Genomic DNA, 13,797 nt, shown 5'->3' with positions numbered 1-13,797 from the left:
CCCCCCGCTCCTACAGTGCTTCGTCAGTCGAGGAGAAAGAAGGCGCTAGCCTTCGTCCTGCTCGAACTCCACGATCACTTCCAGGTCGAAGGCCAGCGCCTCCACCGCTTCGCGCACCTTCTGCGCGGTGGCGAGGTTGCCGGCCTCGATCTCGACCTCGTGGGTGCCTGGACCCTGGTCGTCGGGCAGTCCGGCCGAGCTGGAATCGTCGTCGTCCATATGGCTCATCAGATCGTCGATTTCCTCGACGTGCTCGATGCCTTCCAGGCTGCCGAGCAGGTTGATGATGGCGCGGGCGTCGTCTTCGCTGCCGGTGATGCGGATACGGAGCAGGGGCATGCGTGTTCCTCTGGGTAGGGGAAGGCAAGGCTAGGCAGGCGCCGGCTAAGACGAAGTGATGACGGCTCAGCGCGGTTGCGACGCGGCGCTGCCGAGCGCGGCCTGGTCCACCGTGGTCTCGTCGAACACCGGCGCCAGCAGCGCCTCGGCCGCGGCGCGCAGCATCGCCGGGGCGATGTAGTGGCGATGGCCGCGCGCGATCAAGGCCATGTACAGGCGGCCGAACCAGTTGCGGCAGGCCACGCGCGTGTCCAGGCTCAGTTCCACGCTGCCGTCCTCGGCGACGTCCACGCCCACGCAGCTGCGGAACACCAGGTGCCGGTCGTCGGCGCCGAGCAGCACCTGCGCGCGCCGGTCGTGCGCGGCGTGCGCCTGGCCCAGCACCGGGAAGCGGCCGGCGAACAGGCGTTCGCGCTGCGGCGACAGCAGCGAGGACACCGGGCACCCGAGCGGCGAGGTGCGCAGCCGCAGCGGCGCGACCAGCGCATTGCGGATCCGCATCAGCCAGGTCACGCCGAGCGGCCGACGCTGCATGAAGCCTTCCAGCAGCGCCACCATCAGCGCGTGCGCGCCGCGCTGGCGCAGCTGATGCGGCTGCAGGCGCAGGCGCACGCTGTCCTGGTGGTCGTGCGCCTGCAGCTCGTCCCACAGCAGCGAGCCGGGCACCGGCTGTGGCAGCGAGCGCACGGCCGCCAGGCGCGGCGCCAGCGCGACGAAGCCGGGCGGATGCCGCCACCTGCCCAGCGCCTGGCGCAGGCGCCCGCTGCGCGCGCGCAGGTCCGCGCACCAGGCCAGGCGCCGGCTGCCGGGCGAGGCGGACAGCGACAGGCGCACGGTCGGCACCTGCATGGCCTGCGCCTGCGGCGACGCCAGCAGTGCGCACACCGGCTCCGGCAGCAATTCGGTCAGCGTGGCGATGTCGGCGGTGCCGGCCATGACCCGTTCGCGTACCTGCGGGCTCAGATCGCCGCCGGCCTCGTCGCTGTGGCAGGACAGCGCGAAGAACGCCGGATGCGCCGCGTGCGCGCGCAGCGGCGCGAACTGGTGCCAGGTGCCGCCGCCGAAGCGCACGGTGAATAGGCAGTCGGCCGGCAGGTCGACGTGGCGCAACGCGGCCAGGAAATGCTGCGGGTCCTGTTCGAGCTGCGCCATCGATGCGGTGCAGAAGCGCAGCTGCGCGCCGCCGCTGCCGGTGATCGCGGTGAACATGCGGTGCCCGGCGTGGCGATGGAAGGGATGCCCGTTCGCGCCGACCGCGAAGGAGAACAACGCGGTCGATTCGCCATTGGCGAAATCGGTGTCGGCCAGCCGTGCCGACGGTTCGTCCAGCGCATCGTGGAAGCTCGGGTGCGCGCGCTGGCGCACGCAGGCCTGGGCGATCAACGGATCGCCGGCGCCGGCGCCGAGCTGCGCGATCAGGGTCACTTCCACCGGCAGCCCGCCGCTGTACGAGGCCAGGCGCACGGAGGGAAAACCTGCCTGGGCGGCCGCGGTTTCGCGGAGCGGGGCGGTGGACATCGGCGGGTTCCTTTTGGCCGGGGCGGGACGGATCAGGCGTTCTTCTTCGCCAGCTTGCGCGCTTCGCGCTTGAGCGGGCCGGCGCTGGGGCAGACCTCGAAGGCGAAGCCGCTCAGCGTATTGACCAGGTTGTCGGGGGTCAGCCGGTACACCACGAACTGGCCGCGGCGCTCGCTCGACACCAGCCCGGCCGCTTCCAGCACCGACAGGTGCCGGGAGATCGCCGGTGCGCTCATCGCGAAGCGCTGCCCGATCTGCCCGGCAGTGAGCTCCTGCGCCGACAGGTAGGCCAGGATCTCGCGGCGCGGGCGGGAGGCGAGGGCTTCGAAGACGCGGTCGATGGACATCAGGGATTAGATAATTAACGAATTAGCTAATTAATGACGCATCGATGGCCGTGTGTCAAGCGTCGTGCGGCGTATCTCTGATTCAGGCGATCGGATCTTGTAGGAGCGGCTTCAGCCGCGACACGCGTTACCGACAACGTCTGTCGCGGCTGAAGCCGCTCCTACAAACGCGCGCAACCAGGCGAACGCCTAGCCCGCCCTCGGCGGCAGTCCCAGCAGTTCCGCCGGCAGCGCCGGCATCGGCGTGCGTTCGTCCAGCGCCTCGCGCTTGAGCCAGTCGATGAACTGGCTGGCCGCCGGGCTGGGCAGGCGGTGGCCGGGATGCACGATGTAGTAGGAATAGCGCGCCTTCAGCGCCGGGCCGGGCAGGCGCACCAGTTCGTAGCGCTGCAGGTACGGCTGGGCGATGTGCTTGCGCGCCAGCACCGCGCCGACGCCGTACACCGCCGCGCGCATCGCGTCGGTGCTGTCGTTGAAGGTGTGCATCCGCGGCAGTTCCACGCCGCGCACCGCGGCGGCGCGGAACCAGTCGCGCCAGCCCTGCGGCGACATGTCGCTGAGCAGCGGCAGCTGCGCGATCTGCTCGGGATGGCGCAGCGTGGCCAGCTGCGGCAGTGCCGGCGAGGCGACCGGGAACAGTTCGTCGTCCATCAGGTGGTGCGAGGTCAGCCCCGGCCACGCGCCCTGGCCGTAGCGGATGCCCAGCTCGGGGCCGCCGTCCTCGAAGCGCGAGAACGCCGCGTCGGTCTGGATGTCCAGGCGCACGTGCGGATGCGCCTGGCAGAAGCGCGGCAGCCGCGGCAGCAGCCAGCAGTAGGACAGCGAGCGCAGCGTGGTGATGCGCAGCGGCGCGGTATCGGCCTGCGGGTGCAGGTTGCCGGCCACCGCGGCGATGTCGGCCAGCGCCGCGCTGGCCGCATCGGCCAGCTGCCGGCCCTCGGCGGTCAGCTTGACCCCGCGCGCATGGCGCTGGAACAGCGTCGCGCCGAGCAGCGCTTCCAGCTTGCGCACGTGGTGGCTGACCGCGCTGGCGGTGAGGTGCAGTTCCTCCGCGGCATGGGCGAAATTCTGGTGGCGCGCCGCGGCGGCGAACACGCCGAGCGCGGGCAGCAGGGCAGGGCGCAGTTGCATGGCTAGACACGCGGCAGATTTGTGGCTCGCGACGATACTACGCGCTTGTGGGCGTTGCGACGGCGCGCGATCCTGGCAGCCATGCGCAAGATGCGGGGCCGGTACGGGCCGCGTTGGCGCGCGGCCCCGCTTCCGCCGCTGTTCGCGTGCTTTGCCTGTTGCCCGGTGGCAGGTGGCAGCCGCGTCCGCGGCGACGGCACGATCGACGGCAGCGGACACAAGATGAATCCAGGAGACAACACGGTGAATGCAGCCCATCCCGCGTCCGGCGATCCAGCCGACGTCCTTCCGGCACCCGCGGTGCGCGACTGGCGCACGCCCCTGGAGCTGCTGTTCCTGGGCATCGTCTGGGGCTGCTCGTTCCTGTTCATGCGCGTGGCGGCGCCGCAGTTCGGCGCCTATGCGCTGGTGGAACTGCGCCTGGCGCTGGGGGCGACGGTGCTGCTGCCGTTCCTGTGGATGGCGCGCGCGCGCTTTCCGCTGCGGCGCTGGCCGACGCTGGCGGCGATCGGGCTGCTCAACTCCGCGTTGCCGTTCCTGCTGTTCGCGTGGGGCGCGCAGCATGCGCCGGCGGCGATCGGCGCGATCTGCAACGCGATGACCGTGCTGTTCACCGCGCTGATCGCGTTCCTGTTCTTCGGCGAGAAGATCGGCGTGCGCCGCGCGGTGGCGCTGCTGATCGGCTTCGTCGGCATCGTGGTCCTGGCCACCGGCAAGTCGGCCGGGCTGAGCGTGGGGCCGGCGGCGTTCGCCGGCGCCACCGCCTCACTGCTGTACGGCATCGGCTACAGCCTGGTGAAGCGCTACATGAGCGACCTGCCGCCGGCGGCGTCGGCCGCCTCCACGCTGGGCTGCAGCGCAGTGCTGCTGGCGCCGCTGGCATGGACGCATTGGCCGGCCGCGCCGGTGCCGGCGGTGGCCTGGGCCTGCGCCGGCGCGCTGGGCGTGGTCTGCACCGGCCTCGCCTTCCTGATGTACTACCGGCTGATCCAGCGCATCGGCCCGGCGCGCGCGTCGACGGTGACCTACCTGGTCCCGGTGTTCGGCGCGCTGCTGTCCTGGTCGATCCTCGGCGAGCCGTTGACCTGGAGCATGCTGCTGGCCGGCGCGCTGATCCTGGGCAGCGTCGCCTTCAGCCAGCGCGCGCGTTGAGGGACCTGCCGATGACCGCTTCCCTGCTCGCATTGCAATTCGCCTACAAGGCCTGGGCCAACGCCGAACTGCTGCAGGCGCTGGCGCAGATCGACGCGGCCGCGTATCCGGCGCAACGGCAGCGCGCGATCCGGCTGTTGAACCACACCTACGTCGTGGACCGGATCTTCGCCGCGCACCTGGACGGCGGCACCCATGCGTTCACGGGCAGCAATACACCGGAGACGCCGGCGCTGGAGGCGTTGCACGCAGCCGTCGCCGAATCCGACCGATGGTATGCCGGCTACGTCGTCCAGCTCGATGCGACCGCATTGCAACAATCGCTCGCATTCCGCTTCACCGACGGCGATGCCGGCCGCATGACCCGCGAGGAAATGCTGTTCCACGTCCTCGCGCACGGCGCCTATCACCGCGGCAACATCGCCATGCTGCTCAGCGACTGCGGGCTGGAGCAGCCGCGCGAGCTGTTCACCCGCTTCCTGCACGCACGCGAACCCGAGCGCCGCGGCGCGGCGCCAGCGGCCTGAGCGCTGGCGCAGGCCAATGCAGTGCAGTCCGCTGGTGAGCGCGAGCGCGAACTACTGCGGCGGCGTGCGTACCGGCAGCGGCACGTTGCACAGGTCGATGTGCCCGGCCGGGCGCTTGTAGAAATCGTCCCGGCGGTTGCGCCGCGCTTCGGCCACGTCGCGGAAGGTCTGGGTGTCGGTGCGCAGCAGCTGCAGCGGCGTACGTTCTGCCTCGGGCAGGTCGCTGGCGAGCTTGATCGCGCGAATCGGGGTGCGCTGTTCGGGCTTGGCGTAGAAGCCCATCGGGTCCGGTCCGCGCGGGATCACGCTGAGCAGTTCCATGCCCTTGACCACGCGCCCGACCACGGTGATGTTGCGGTCCAGCTGCCGCGGCGATTGCCCGGTGACCACGTACAGCTCGGCGCCGATGCTGCTGTCCTCGTCGTTGTTGCGGCCGGCGCCGAGGGTGCCATAGCAGTGCGCCAGCCACGCCTTGCCGTCCTTGGGGTCGCGCGCGGCCGGAAAGCCGTCGACGAAGCCCACTTGCGGCGCCCAGCCGTCGCGGTCCGGCAGCGCCTGGAACGCCAGGCCCGCGGCCGGGCGCTGGAACTCGGCAGGCAGGTGCCGCTTGGCCGAACCCAGCGACTTGGCCTTGTCCGCCTCCTCGCCGTCGGGATCGCCGAACTGCACCACGAAGTTGTCCTGCGAGCGGTAGATGCTCAGGCCGTCCCAGAAGTGCTCGTGGGCCAGGGTGCGGATATTGCCGACATGCTGCGGCGCGAACGCCGGCGCCAGCTCGATGACCACGCGGCCGGCGTCCAGGTCCAGATACAGCGTGTTGGCCGGGTCCAGCGTGCGCCAGTCGCCGGGCTTGGACGCGTCCAGGATCTGCTGCGGACTGCGGTACGGTGCGGCAGGCGCGGCGGCCAGTGCGCAGGCGGCGGACGACAGCAATGCGAGGGCGAGCAGGGTGGGACGCAAGGGCATGGCCGCAGCCTGGAGGACGGTAGCCGATTCTTACCCAGCCACCGTCGCTGCGCCACTGCCGCCGTTGCGTTGCCGGCCGCTGTGCTCAGCGCGCCGGTGCGCGTTGCGGGGCGTCCTGCGTCTCCTGCGGGGCGGCCAGCGCGGGCTGCGCAGTCGCATTCAATGCATCGAGCTGGCGCAGGCTGTCCTGTAGCGGCGTGGCTGTGGCGACCTGCGCGTCCACGTAGGCGGTGCGCTTGTCGCCCCCCATCGGGTCGCCCTGCACGGCGAACACGCGGCCGGCGTCGTTGCGCAGCACATGGTCGACCTGGGTCAGGCCTTCGCGCTTGGCCGCCAGCAGCAGGTGCGTGGCCAGTTGCGGATCGGCCGGCGTCAACCGGGCGTCGATCATGCGCTGCATCGCGTGGTCCGGATGCGCCGGATCGCGGGGATCGGCCGGCGTACTCGCGGGTGTCGCCCGCGCTGCGGCCGCGACCTTCGGATCGACATTGTCGACGCCGGCGTCGATGCGGGTCAGCGCGCCGCTCAGCGCGCCGTCGGCATCGGCGGCGACGCGGAACAGGCGTTCGCTCAGGCCGTACGGGGAATTGCCGAGATTGCGCGCCAGCCCGATCGCGAATTCCTCGTTGCTCATGCGGGCGTAGGCGCCGGCCTGCTCGCGATCGAACGGACGCGCCTGCGCGGCCTGCGCGTACTGCTGGCGCAGCGCGCCCATCTGCGCCTCCGAGAAATTCAGGGTCACGTCCTGGCCGGCGGCGATGGCGTCGGCCGCGGTGTCCTTCCTCGCCAGCGCGGCATTGAGCAGCTGCGCCTGGTTGCCGTCGACCTTGCCGAAGCCGAGCTGGTAGCGGCGCGCCTCGGCGTGTTCGCTGCCGGCGGCATCGAACTGGCGGGTCAGGGTGAGCGGCACGTTGTCGGCGTACTGCAGCTTGCTGGTGACGGTGCTGCTGCCGTCGGCATGGGTGGCGCGTACGTTCTCGCCGCTGTTGCGCTGCCCGGCCAGGTCCAGGCTCAGCGGCCCGACCCCGAGTTTGGCGCGGGTCTGCGAGCTCGCTCTCAGGGTGTCGATCCGCTGCACGTCGCTGACCCCGGGTGCCGCCTGCGCCGGCAACTGGCCGCTGCCGAGGAAATCACGGTAGGCGGCCTGCGCCTGCGGGTCGCGCAGGTCGAAGGTCGCGGTGTGCATGCTGGCCTGGCCCAGCGCGTCCTGGCGGCCCAGCATGGCCTGCGCGACGGGCGTCTTCAGCCCGATCATGTCCAGGCGTTCGATCGCCGCGGTCGGTCCTGTCGCCACGCGCACGTGGTCCGGGTCCAGGCGCTGCGCGGTGTAGCTCATGCCTGCCGCGTCGGTGTGTTCGCTGCTGCTGGCGAAACTGCGGAACGAGGTCTCCAGCGAGGTGCGAACGAAGGCCTGGCCGTCGAGCCTGACGCTGCCCCCGACCGGGATGCTCAGTGGGTCGAATGGATTGACGCTGCGCGCGGCCTCGGCGGTGGCGTCGCCGGGCAGGGTGACGTTGTAGCGCGCGCGCTCGCCGAGCTGGGTCGTGCTGCTGAGGCTCGCGGCGTTGCGGCCGGTGATGGCGGCGTCGAGCTGGTGGCCCTGGCGGAATTCCATCTCCAGGCCGAATTCGGTCTTGCCGTCGGCGGTGCGCCGGCTGGCGCCCACGCTCTGGCTGGAGACGAACTGGTGCGCGAGCGGCCCGCTGCGGCCCAGCGCATGGGACTGCGTGTGCTCCACGCTGGCGCTGCCGTCGGCCGGATTCCATTTCAACGGACCGGCGCTGCGGCTGCTGCCAGCGCTGGCGAAGGTGGGGTCGTTGGCCTGGGCGTCGTCGGCGGGCGTCGTCGAACTCATGCATTCCTCCTGGATGGCGCCTGCCGGCGCGAGCGGCGCGCAGGATAGCCAGGCCGATGTTGCCGGTGCGTCAGGCGTTCGTTATGCCTGCTATGACTACCGGCACATTCGCTATACCCAACTCAACACTAGTATGCATTCCAACCTAGTGGGGGCGGTCATGGTCGAACCGGATGCACAGCTGAAGAAGTTCCAGAAGGAGCTGAGCGCGGGCACCGTGTCGCTCGCGCTGCTGGCGGTGCTGGCCGAGGCCCAGGAACCCCTGTACGGCTACCTGATCGCCAAGCGCCTGGAAAAAGTGGGCGAGGGCGTGCTCAGCGGCAAGCAGAGCGCGCTGTATCCGGTGCTGCGCAACCTGGAAGCGGCCGGGCTGCTGTCCAGCCATGTCGAGCCGTCGGTGGCCGGGCCGCCGCGGCGCTACTACCGCATCACCGACCCCGGCCACGCCACCTTGCAGCAGTGGGCCGCGGCGTGGCGCGCCACCCGCGATTCCGTCGATTCCGTCCTGAAGGGGATTTCAGAATGAGCAGCGAACAACTCCAGGCGCGGCCGTTGCCGGCCACCATTCCCGACTATCTGGCGCAACTGCGCGTGGCGCTGGCCGGCGCCGATCCGGCGCTGGTCCAGGACGCGCTGTACGACGCCGAGGAATACCTGCGCGCCGAGCTGGCCGAGCAGGCCGGCAAGAGCGAGGCCGAGGTGATCGCCGAGGTCGCCGGCAGCTACGGCGCGCCGGAAGAGGTGGCCGCGATCTACCGCGACACCGAGGTCACGGTGAACCGCGCACTGAAGCCGCCGGCGCCGCCCAGGCGCAAGTCGCTGCTCGGCCGCTTCTTCGGCGTGGCCGCCGATCCGCGCGCCTATGGCGCGTTCTTCTACATGCTGCTGTCGCTGGTCACCGGCATCTTCTACTTCACCTGGGTGGTCGCCGGGGTCAGCGTCTCGCTGGGCATGCTGGTGCTGATCATCGGCGTGCCGTTGCTGGTGCTGTTCTTCGGTTCGGTGCGGCTGCTGTCGCTGGTGGAAGGGCGCATCGTCGAGGTGCTGCTCGGCGAGCGCATGCCGCGGCGCCCGCTGTACAGCGCGCGCGAACAGCCATGGCTGCGGCGCATCGGGCAGATGTTCACCGACGCGCGGACCTGGACCACGATGCTGTACTTCGTGCTGATGCTGCCGCTGGGGATCTTCTATTTCAGCGTGTTCGTTACTCTGCTGAGTACGGGATTGGCGCTCGCGGCGGCACCGCTGGGATTTTTCTTCCCGCAGCAGTTCAACGTCATGTTCGTCGACTGGAACGTCACCGAAAGCGCGCCGTGGCTGCTGCCGCTGTGGAGTGCGCTGGGCATCGTGCTGCTGTTCGCCATGCTGCACCTGGCGCGTGGCATCGGCAAGCTGCACGGCATGCTGGCCAAGCACCTGTTGGTGCACAGCTCGGCGCAATGACATTGACGCGGCGGCCGGCAGGCGCCGGCCGCGCGCGGTACGCCGCTCAGCCGGCCTTGCGGCTGCCGCGGCGCTTGAGCGGGGTGACGTTGCCGCTCGGCGCCTGCGCCGTGGCCGACGCATTGGCGGCGATGAACGCACGCACCTGCGGATAGACGATGTCGCGCCAGCGGCGGCCGCTGAAGATGCCGTAGTGGCCGGCGCCTTCCACTTCCAGATGCTGGCGGCGGTGCGCGGCGATGCCGGTGCACAGGTCCTGCGCGGCGGCGGTCTGGCCCAGGCCGGAGATGTCGTCCAGTTCGCCTTCGATGCTGAGCAGCGCGGTGTCGCGGATCGCGGAGGGATCCACGCGCTCGCCGCCGATCACCCATTCGCCGCGCGGCAGCAGGAATTCCTGGAACACCACCCGGATCGTGTCCAGGTAGTAGGTCGCCGGCATGTCCAGTACCGCGTTGTACTCGTCGTAGAAGCGGCGGTGCGCCTCGGCGTCCTGCAGGTCGCCCTTGACCAGGTTGGCGTAGAAATCCCAGTGCGACATGAAGTGCCGGCTGGGGTTCATCGCCAGGAATCCGGTGTGCTGCAGGAAGCCCGGATACACCGCGCGGCCATGTCCCGGATACGTCTGCGGCACGGTGTGGATGACGTTGTGCTCGAACCACGACAGCGGATTGCGCGTGGCCAGGTTGTTGACCTGGGTCGGGCTGCGGCGCGCGTCGATCGGCCCGCCCATCATCACCAGCGAGCGCGGCGTGGCTTCGCCGCGTCCGGCCATCAGCGACACCGCGGCCAGCACCGGCACCGTCGGCTGGCACACGCTGATCACGTGCAGCTTGTCGGCGCCGATGTGGCGGATGAAGTCCTGCACGTAGTTGACGTAGTCGTCCAGGCCGAAGTCGCCGTCGCTCTGCGGCACCATGCGCGCGTCGATCCAGTCGGTGACGTAGACCTTGTGGTCGCGCAGCAGGGTGCGCACGGTATCGCGCAGCAGCGTGGCGTGGTGCCCGGACAGCGGCGCCACCACCAGCACCGCCGGCTGCTGCTTGAGCCCGGCCACGACCTTGGCGTCGTCGCTGAAACGCTTGAAGCGCAGCAGGCGGCAGAACGGCTTGCGCAGCACTTCCTGCTCGACGATCGGCAGCGGGTGGCCATCGACCTCGACGTGGTCCAGCGCCCAGGCCGGCTTCTCGTAGTCCTTGCCGAGCCGGTGCAGCAGTTCGTTGGTCGCGGCCAGACGCTCGGCGCCCGGGAGCGTGGCCCACAGGCTATTGGCGTCGGAGAAGATCTTGGCGTTGGCCGCTGCCTGGTGGACCCAGGGGGCGAGCAGGTTGCGGGTCAGTTCGTGCCACTGGTAGAGCATGCCGGTGTTTCCATCCTGAGCGTATGCTGCCGTGCAGCATATCCTATCCGAGGTGGTTGCACCTTAATGGGGCACCAGACCAATCGTTTCCAGTGCCGCCGCATCCCCCGCCAGCGCTGGCGATAGCCAACAATGACTGCCGACCGGGCGCAGTCCGAGTGCACCAAACTGGCGCCGGTACCAGCGCGCCGGACGTGGCTGGAAGCCGGCATGGTCGCCGTCGAAGGCGTCCTCCATGGCGAAGGTCTCCAGGAACGCGACCCCGCCGCACAGGTCGGCCAGGCCCGGCAGGCCCTGGCGCAATTCGCGGTTGGGCACGTAGTGCAGCACGTCCGAACACACCAGCAGGTCCACCGGCGCGCACGGCCGCAGCCAGGCGAAATCGCCGAACCGCGCCGGGCGCAGATTGCGATGGCGGCCGTAGCGCGCCACCGCGTACTCGCTGCTGTCGAAGCCCAGGTAACTCAGTTTCGGCCGCAGCTTCAGCAGCGGCGCGCGCCAGGCGCCTTCGCCGCAGCCGATGTCGAGCACGCTGCGGATCGGCCGTTCCAGGTAGTACTCGGCCTGGGCGACGGCGAGCGCGACCTTGCGCGCCAGGCGCGCGTTGCCGCCGATATCGTCGCGGCGATACCAGCGCTGGAAGTAGTCGGCGTCGTACTGTTTGTCCATGCGGGGTCGTGGTCCGTGCGGGCGCGATGCGAATCGGCGAAAATGGCGTGACATCCTACGCCAGCGACCCGGAGCCAGCGCATGCAACTCTACCTGTGGATCAAGTCCCTGCACCTGCTGTTCGTGGTCGCATGGATGGCGGCGGTGTTCTACCTGCCGCGGATCCTGGTCAACATCGCCGAGAGCACGGGGCAGCCGGACGTGCAGGCGCGGCTGGTGCTGATGGGGCGGCGCCTGTACCGCTTCGGCCACATGATGTTCGGCCTGGCCTTGCTGCTGGGGCTGACCCTGTGGCTGGGCTACAAGGTGTTGCCCGACTTCCCGACCATGGTCGCGCCCGGCCACAGCGGCTGGCTGCACGCCAAGCTGGGCCTGGTGGCGCTGATGCTCGGCTACTACATCTTCAGCGGGCGCTGGCTCAAGGGCGTGGGCCAGGCGCGCGCGCTGCCGTCTTCGCGCGCGCTGCGGCTGTTCAACGAACTGCCGGTGCTGGCGCTGCTGGTGGTGATCTGGTTGGTGTTGGCGAAGCCGTTTTGAGCCGGGATTGGGGATTCGGGATTGGGGATTGGAAAATCCCGGCGCCGATTCTTTACCGGGCCGTTAGGCGTTGCGGCTGTCTAGTTGCTTCAGTTCGCTGCGGGCCAGGTCGATCCACTGGCGTTGGTCGCGCTGGTAGTAGCGCGGGGCCAGGCTGGAGCGCTTCAGCACTTCGTTGAACACTTCGCCGGCGCGCTGCGGCTGGCCCGCGCGCTGCAGCAGTTGCGCGTAGCGCACGCGCGCTTCTTCGCCGGGGTAGTCGTCGGCGAGCGCGGCGTATTCTTCCAGTGCCGCGTCGGTCTGGCCCAGCGCCTCGGTGGCGCGCGCGTAGAGCAGGTGGCCGTCGTGCGAGCGGAACTGCGGGTTGGCGGCGATCAGCCGGTCCAGCGTGGCTTTCACCGCGGCCGGCTGGTCCAGGCCGAACTGCGCCTTGGCCAGTCCGAGCAGCAGTCCGGGGTCGTCGCGGTGGATGCCGCGCAAGCCGCTCTCGAACACCTCGGCCGCCTGCGCGTATTCGCCGTTGCCCAGGTGCACCTCGGCCAGTTGCCGGCGGTTGTCCACGGTGTCGGCCAGTTCCAGGCGGTTGCCGGCGGTGCGCTTGTCGCGGTTCGGATCGAGCGTGGCGCCGACCTTGCGCAGGTGGCGGCGCGCGCGCGGATCGTTGCGCCATTCCGGCAGCAGTTCGGCGATCACGTAGATCAGGATCCCGAGATACGAAAAGATCAGCAGGATGAAGATCCAGTACAGCGGGCGGCCGCTGCGCACCACGTGCACGCAGCAGGCCAGCTGCAAGGCCAGCGACAGCAGGACGATGGGATTCATGGACAACGCTTCCTTGTGTCGCGATCAGGCCGCTTCGTACGCCCCGTAGCCGCGCAGGCGCTCGTAGCGCTTCTGCAGCAATTGCTCGACCGGCAGTTTTTCCAGCGCGTCCAGTTCGTTGAGCAACACCGCCTTCAGGCGCTTGGCCATCTGCGTGGGGTTGCGGTGCGCGCCGCCGATCGGCTCGCGCACGACCTTGTCGACCAGGCCCAGCGCGGACAGGCGCTTGGCGGTCAGGCCCAGTTGCTCGGCGGCGTCCTTGGCCTTGGCCGCGTCCTTCCACAGGATCGAGGCGCAGCCTTCCGGCGAGATCACCGAATAGGTGCCGTACTCCAGCATCAGCGTGCGGTCGCCGACGCCGATCGCCAGCGCGCCGCCGGAGCCGCCTTCGCCGATCACGGTGCAGATCACCGGCACTTTGAGCTCGGCCATCTCCAGCAGGTTGCGCGCGATCGCCTCGCTCTGGCCGCGTTCTTCCGCGCCGATGCCGGGATAGGCGCCAGGGGTGTCGATGAAGGTCAGCAGCGGCAGCTTGAAGCGCTCGGCCAGCTTCATCAGCCGCAGCGCCTTGCGGTAGCCCTCCGGACGCGGCATGCCGAAGTTGCGCGCGACCTTGGTCTTGGTGTCGCGGCCCTTCTGGTGGCCGATGATGACCACCGGGCGCCCGTCGATGCGGCCCAGGCCGCCGACGATCGCCTTGTCGTCGGCGAACGCGCGGTCGCCGGCCAGTTCCTGGAACTCGTCGCAGAACACGTTGATGTAGTCCAGCGTGTACGGACGCTGCGGATGCCGCGCCAGCTGCGAGATCTGCCACGACGACAGGTCGCGGAAGATCTGCGCGGTGCGCACCCGCAGCTTGTCCTGCAGCGCGCGCACCTCGGTCTCGACGTTGACCGCCGGGCCGGTGCTGGCGTTGCGCAGTTCCTGGATCTTGGCTTCCAGATCGGCGATGGGTTGCTCGAAGTCGAGGTAGTTCGGATTCATTGGAGGCCGTCGTGAACGTAAGGGACGCAGTTTAGCCGAACCGATGTCGGTCACCCGTACGGGGCCGTGCGGTTGGGGGGCCGGGGTTCGGGATTGGGGATTCGGGATTCGAAAAAGCCGGCGCTCCTGACGCTGCGGACAGCGCGGATC

Annotated in this window: 15 protein-coding genes; 5 read left to right on the top strand and 10 right to left on the bottom strand. The window is 69.8% G+C overall.

Annotated features, from left to right (window positions below):
* Positions 1-45: 45 nt before the first annotated feature.
* The 4 genes from H9658_RS12875 to H9658_RS12860 all read right to left on the bottom strand — a co-directional run bounded on the left by H9658_RS12875 (position 46) and on the right by H9658_RS12860 (position 3,335).
* Positions 46-339 (bottom strand): hypothetical protein, encoded by a 294-nt coding sequence (locus tag H9658_RS12875; RefSeq protein ID WP_179565921.1) that lies wholly within the window; start codon positions 337-339, stop codon positions 46-48.
* A 66-nt stretch (positions 340-405) separates the two neighbouring features.
* The gene (locus tag H9658_RS12870; RefSeq protein WP_191825626.1) at positions 406-1,857 is read right to left on the bottom strand and encodes a DUF2867 domain-containing protein; all 1,452 of its coding nucleotides are present in this window, start codon (positions 1,855-1,857) and stop codon (positions 406-408) included.
* A 32-nt stretch (positions 1,858-1,889) separates the two neighbouring features.
* The gene (locus tag H9658_RS12865) at positions 1,890-2,204 is read right to left on the bottom strand and encodes a metalloregulator ArsR/SmtB family transcription factor (protein ID WP_179565917.1); all 315 of its coding nucleotides are present in this window, start codon (positions 2,202-2,204) and stop codon (positions 1,890-1,892) included.
* A gap of 189 nt (positions 2,205-2,393) precedes the next feature.
* A complete protein-coding gene (locus tag H9658_RS12860) occupies positions 2,394-3,335 on the bottom strand; it encodes a LysR substrate-binding domain-containing protein (RefSeq protein WP_191825625.1) in 942 nt (313 codons plus the stop codon).
* 243 nt (positions 3,336-3,578) lie between these two features.
* On the opposite strand from H9658_RS12860, the gene H9658_RS12855 reads away from it, so the two are divergent.
* Positions 3,579-4,487 (top strand): DMT family transporter, encoded by a 909-nt coding sequence (locus tag H9658_RS12855; RefSeq protein ID WP_179565914.1) that lies wholly within the window; start codon positions 3,579-3,581, stop codon positions 4,485-4,487.
* 11 nt (positions 4,488-4,498) lie between these two features.
* Positions 4,499-5,014 (top strand): DinB family protein, encoded by a 516-nt coding sequence (locus H9658_RS12850; RefSeq protein ID WP_191825624.1) that lies wholly within the window; start codon positions 4,499-4,501, stop codon positions 5,012-5,014.
* Positions 5,015-5,065: 51 nt separating this feature from the next.
* Here the strand turns inward: H9658_RS12850 and H9658_RS12845 are convergent, their stop codons facing one another.
* Together H9658_RS12845 and H9658_RS12840 are read right to left on the bottom strand one after the other, a co-directional pair.
* Entirely contained in the window at positions 5,066-5,980 is a 915-nt protein-coding gene (locus H9658_RS12845) for a peptidylprolyl isomerase (protein WP_191825623.1), read from the bottom strand.
* A gap of 85 nt (positions 5,981-6,065) precedes the next feature.
* A complete protein-coding gene (locus H9658_RS12840; RefSeq protein ID WP_191825622.1) occupies positions 6,066-7,835 on the bottom strand; it encodes an XVIPCD domain-containing protein in 1,770 nt (589 codons plus the stop codon).
* A gap of 160 nt (positions 7,836-7,995) precedes the next feature.
* Here H9658_RS12840 and H9658_RS12835 point away from each other — a divergent pair, with 160 nt between their 5' ends.
* Together H9658_RS12835 and H9658_RS12830 are read left to right on the top strand one after the other, a co-directional pair.
* Positions 7,996-8,361, top strand: a complete 366-nt coding sequence (locus H9658_RS12835) for a PadR family transcriptional regulator (protein WP_191825621.1) — start codon at positions 7,996-7,998, stop codon at positions 8,359-8,361.
* The gene (locus H9658_RS12830; protein WP_191825620.1) at positions 8,358-9,278 is read left to right on the top strand and encodes a sensor domain-containing protein; all 921 of its coding nucleotides are present in this window, start codon (positions 8,358-8,360) and stop codon (positions 9,276-9,278) included. The genes H9658_RS12835 and H9658_RS12830 overlap by 4 nt, the downstream gene beginning before the upstream one ends.
* Positions 9,279-9,324: 46 nt before the next feature.
* On the opposite strand, the gene H9658_RS12825 is transcribed toward H9658_RS12830, so the two are convergent.
* Together H9658_RS12825 and H9658_RS12820 are read right to left on the bottom strand one after the other, a co-directional pair.
* Positions 9,325-10,635 carry a polyhydroxyalkanoate depolymerase gene (locus tag H9658_RS12825; RefSeq protein WP_191825619.1) on the bottom strand — a complete coding sequence of 437 codons (1,311 nt, stop codon included), beginning with the start codon at positions 10,633-10,635 and terminating at the stop codon, positions 9,325-9,327.
* A 63-nt stretch (positions 10,636-10,698) separates the two neighbouring features.
* Positions 10,699-11,304 (bottom strand): class I SAM-dependent DNA methyltransferase, encoded by a 606-nt coding sequence (locus H9658_RS12820; RefSeq protein WP_179565902.1) that lies wholly within the window; start codon positions 11,302-11,304, stop codon positions 10,699-10,701.
* Between the two features lie 81 nt (positions 11,305-11,385).
* On the opposite strand from H9658_RS12820, the gene H9658_RS12815 reads away from it, so the two are divergent.
* Positions 11,386-11,841, top strand: a complete 456-nt coding sequence (locus H9658_RS12815; RefSeq protein ID WP_191825618.1) for a CopD family protein — start codon at positions 11,386-11,388, stop codon at positions 11,839-11,841.
* Positions 11,842-11,904: 63 nt separating this feature from the next.
* Here H9658_RS12815 and H9658_RS12810 read toward each other — a convergent pair whose 3' ends face one another.
* Both H9658_RS12810 and H9658_RS12805 read right to left on the bottom strand, forming a co-directional pair.
* Positions 11,905-12,663 (bottom strand): tetratricopeptide repeat protein, encoded by a 759-nt coding sequence (locus H9658_RS12810; RefSeq protein WP_191825617.1) that lies wholly within the window; start codon positions 12,661-12,663, stop codon positions 11,905-11,907.
* A 24-nt stretch (positions 12,664-12,687) separates the two neighbouring features.
* Complete coding sequence (locus H9658_RS12805) at positions 12,688-13,647, bottom strand: acetyl-CoA carboxylase carboxyltransferase subunit alpha (protein WP_179565896.1); 960 nt, start codon at positions 13,645-13,647, stop codon at positions 12,688-12,690.
* Between the last annotated feature and the right edge of the window lie 150 nt (positions 13,648-13,797).

The organism is Xanthomonas bonasiae (genome assembly GCF_014836395.1).
In the GTDB taxonomy this organism is placed as follows: domain Bacteria; phylum Pseudomonadota; class Gammaproteobacteria; order Xanthomonadales; family Xanthomonadaceae; genus Xanthomonas_A; species Xanthomonas_A bonasiae.
This window is presented reverse-complemented; position numbering and strand designations above follow the sequence as displayed.

Excerpts from the sequence above, each read along its gene's own strand:
- H9658_RS12875 (WP_179565921.1), bottom strand. The coding sequence starts at position 339 with ATGCCCCTGCTCCGTATCCGCATCACCGGCAGCGAAGACGACGCCCGC.
- H9658_RS12850 (WP_191825624.1), top strand. The coding sequence starts at position 4,499 with ATGACCGCTTCCCTGCTCGCATTGCAATTCGCCTACAAGGCCTGGGCC.
- H9658_RS12865 (WP_179565917.1), bottom strand. The coding sequence starts at position 2,204 with ATGTCCATCGACCGCGTCTTCGAAGCCCTCGCCTCCCGCCCGCGCCGC.
- H9658_RS12825 (WP_191825619.1), bottom strand. The coding sequence starts at position 10,635 with ATGCTCTACCAGTGGCACGAACTGACCCGCAACCTGCTCGCCCCCTGG.
- H9658_RS12860 (WP_191825625.1), bottom strand. The coding sequence starts at position 3,335 with ATGCAACTGCGCCCTGCCCTGCTGCCCGCGCTCGGCGTGTTCGCCGCC.
- H9658_RS12830 (WP_191825620.1), top strand. The coding sequence starts at position 8,358 with ATGAGCAGCGAACAACTCCAGGCGCGGCCGTTGCCGGCCACCATTCCC.
- H9658_RS12870 (WP_191825626.1), bottom strand. The coding sequence starts at position 1,857 with ATGTCCACCGCCCCGCTCCGCGAAACCGCGGCCGCCCAGGCAGGTTTT.
- H9658_RS12810 (WP_191825617.1), bottom strand. The coding sequence starts at position 12,663 with ATGAATCCCATCGTCCTGCTGTCGCTGGCCTTGCAGCTGGCCTGCTGC.
- H9658_RS12835 (WP_191825621.1), top strand. The coding sequence starts at position 7,996 with ATGGTCGAACCGGATGCACAGCTGAAGAAGTTCCAGAAGGAGCTGAGC.
- H9658_RS12845 (WP_191825623.1), bottom strand. The coding sequence starts at position 5,980 with ATGCCCTTGCGTCCCACCCTGCTCGCCCTCGCATTGCTGTCGTCCGCC.
- H9658_RS12840 (WP_191825622.1), bottom strand. The coding sequence starts at position 7,835 with ATGAGTTCGACGACGCCCGCCGACGACGCCCAGGCCAACGACCCCACC.
- H9658_RS12820 (WP_179565902.1), bottom strand. The coding sequence starts at position 11,304 with ATGGACAAACAGTACGACGCCGACTACTTCCAGCGCTGGTATCGCCGC.
- H9658_RS12815 (WP_191825618.1), top strand. The coding sequence starts at position 11,386 with ATGCAACTCTACCTGTGGATCAAGTCCCTGCACCTGCTGTTCGTGGTC.
- H9658_RS12805 (WP_179565896.1), bottom strand. The coding sequence starts at position 13,647 with ATGAATCCGAACTACCTCGACTTCGAGCAACCCATCGCCGATCTGGAA.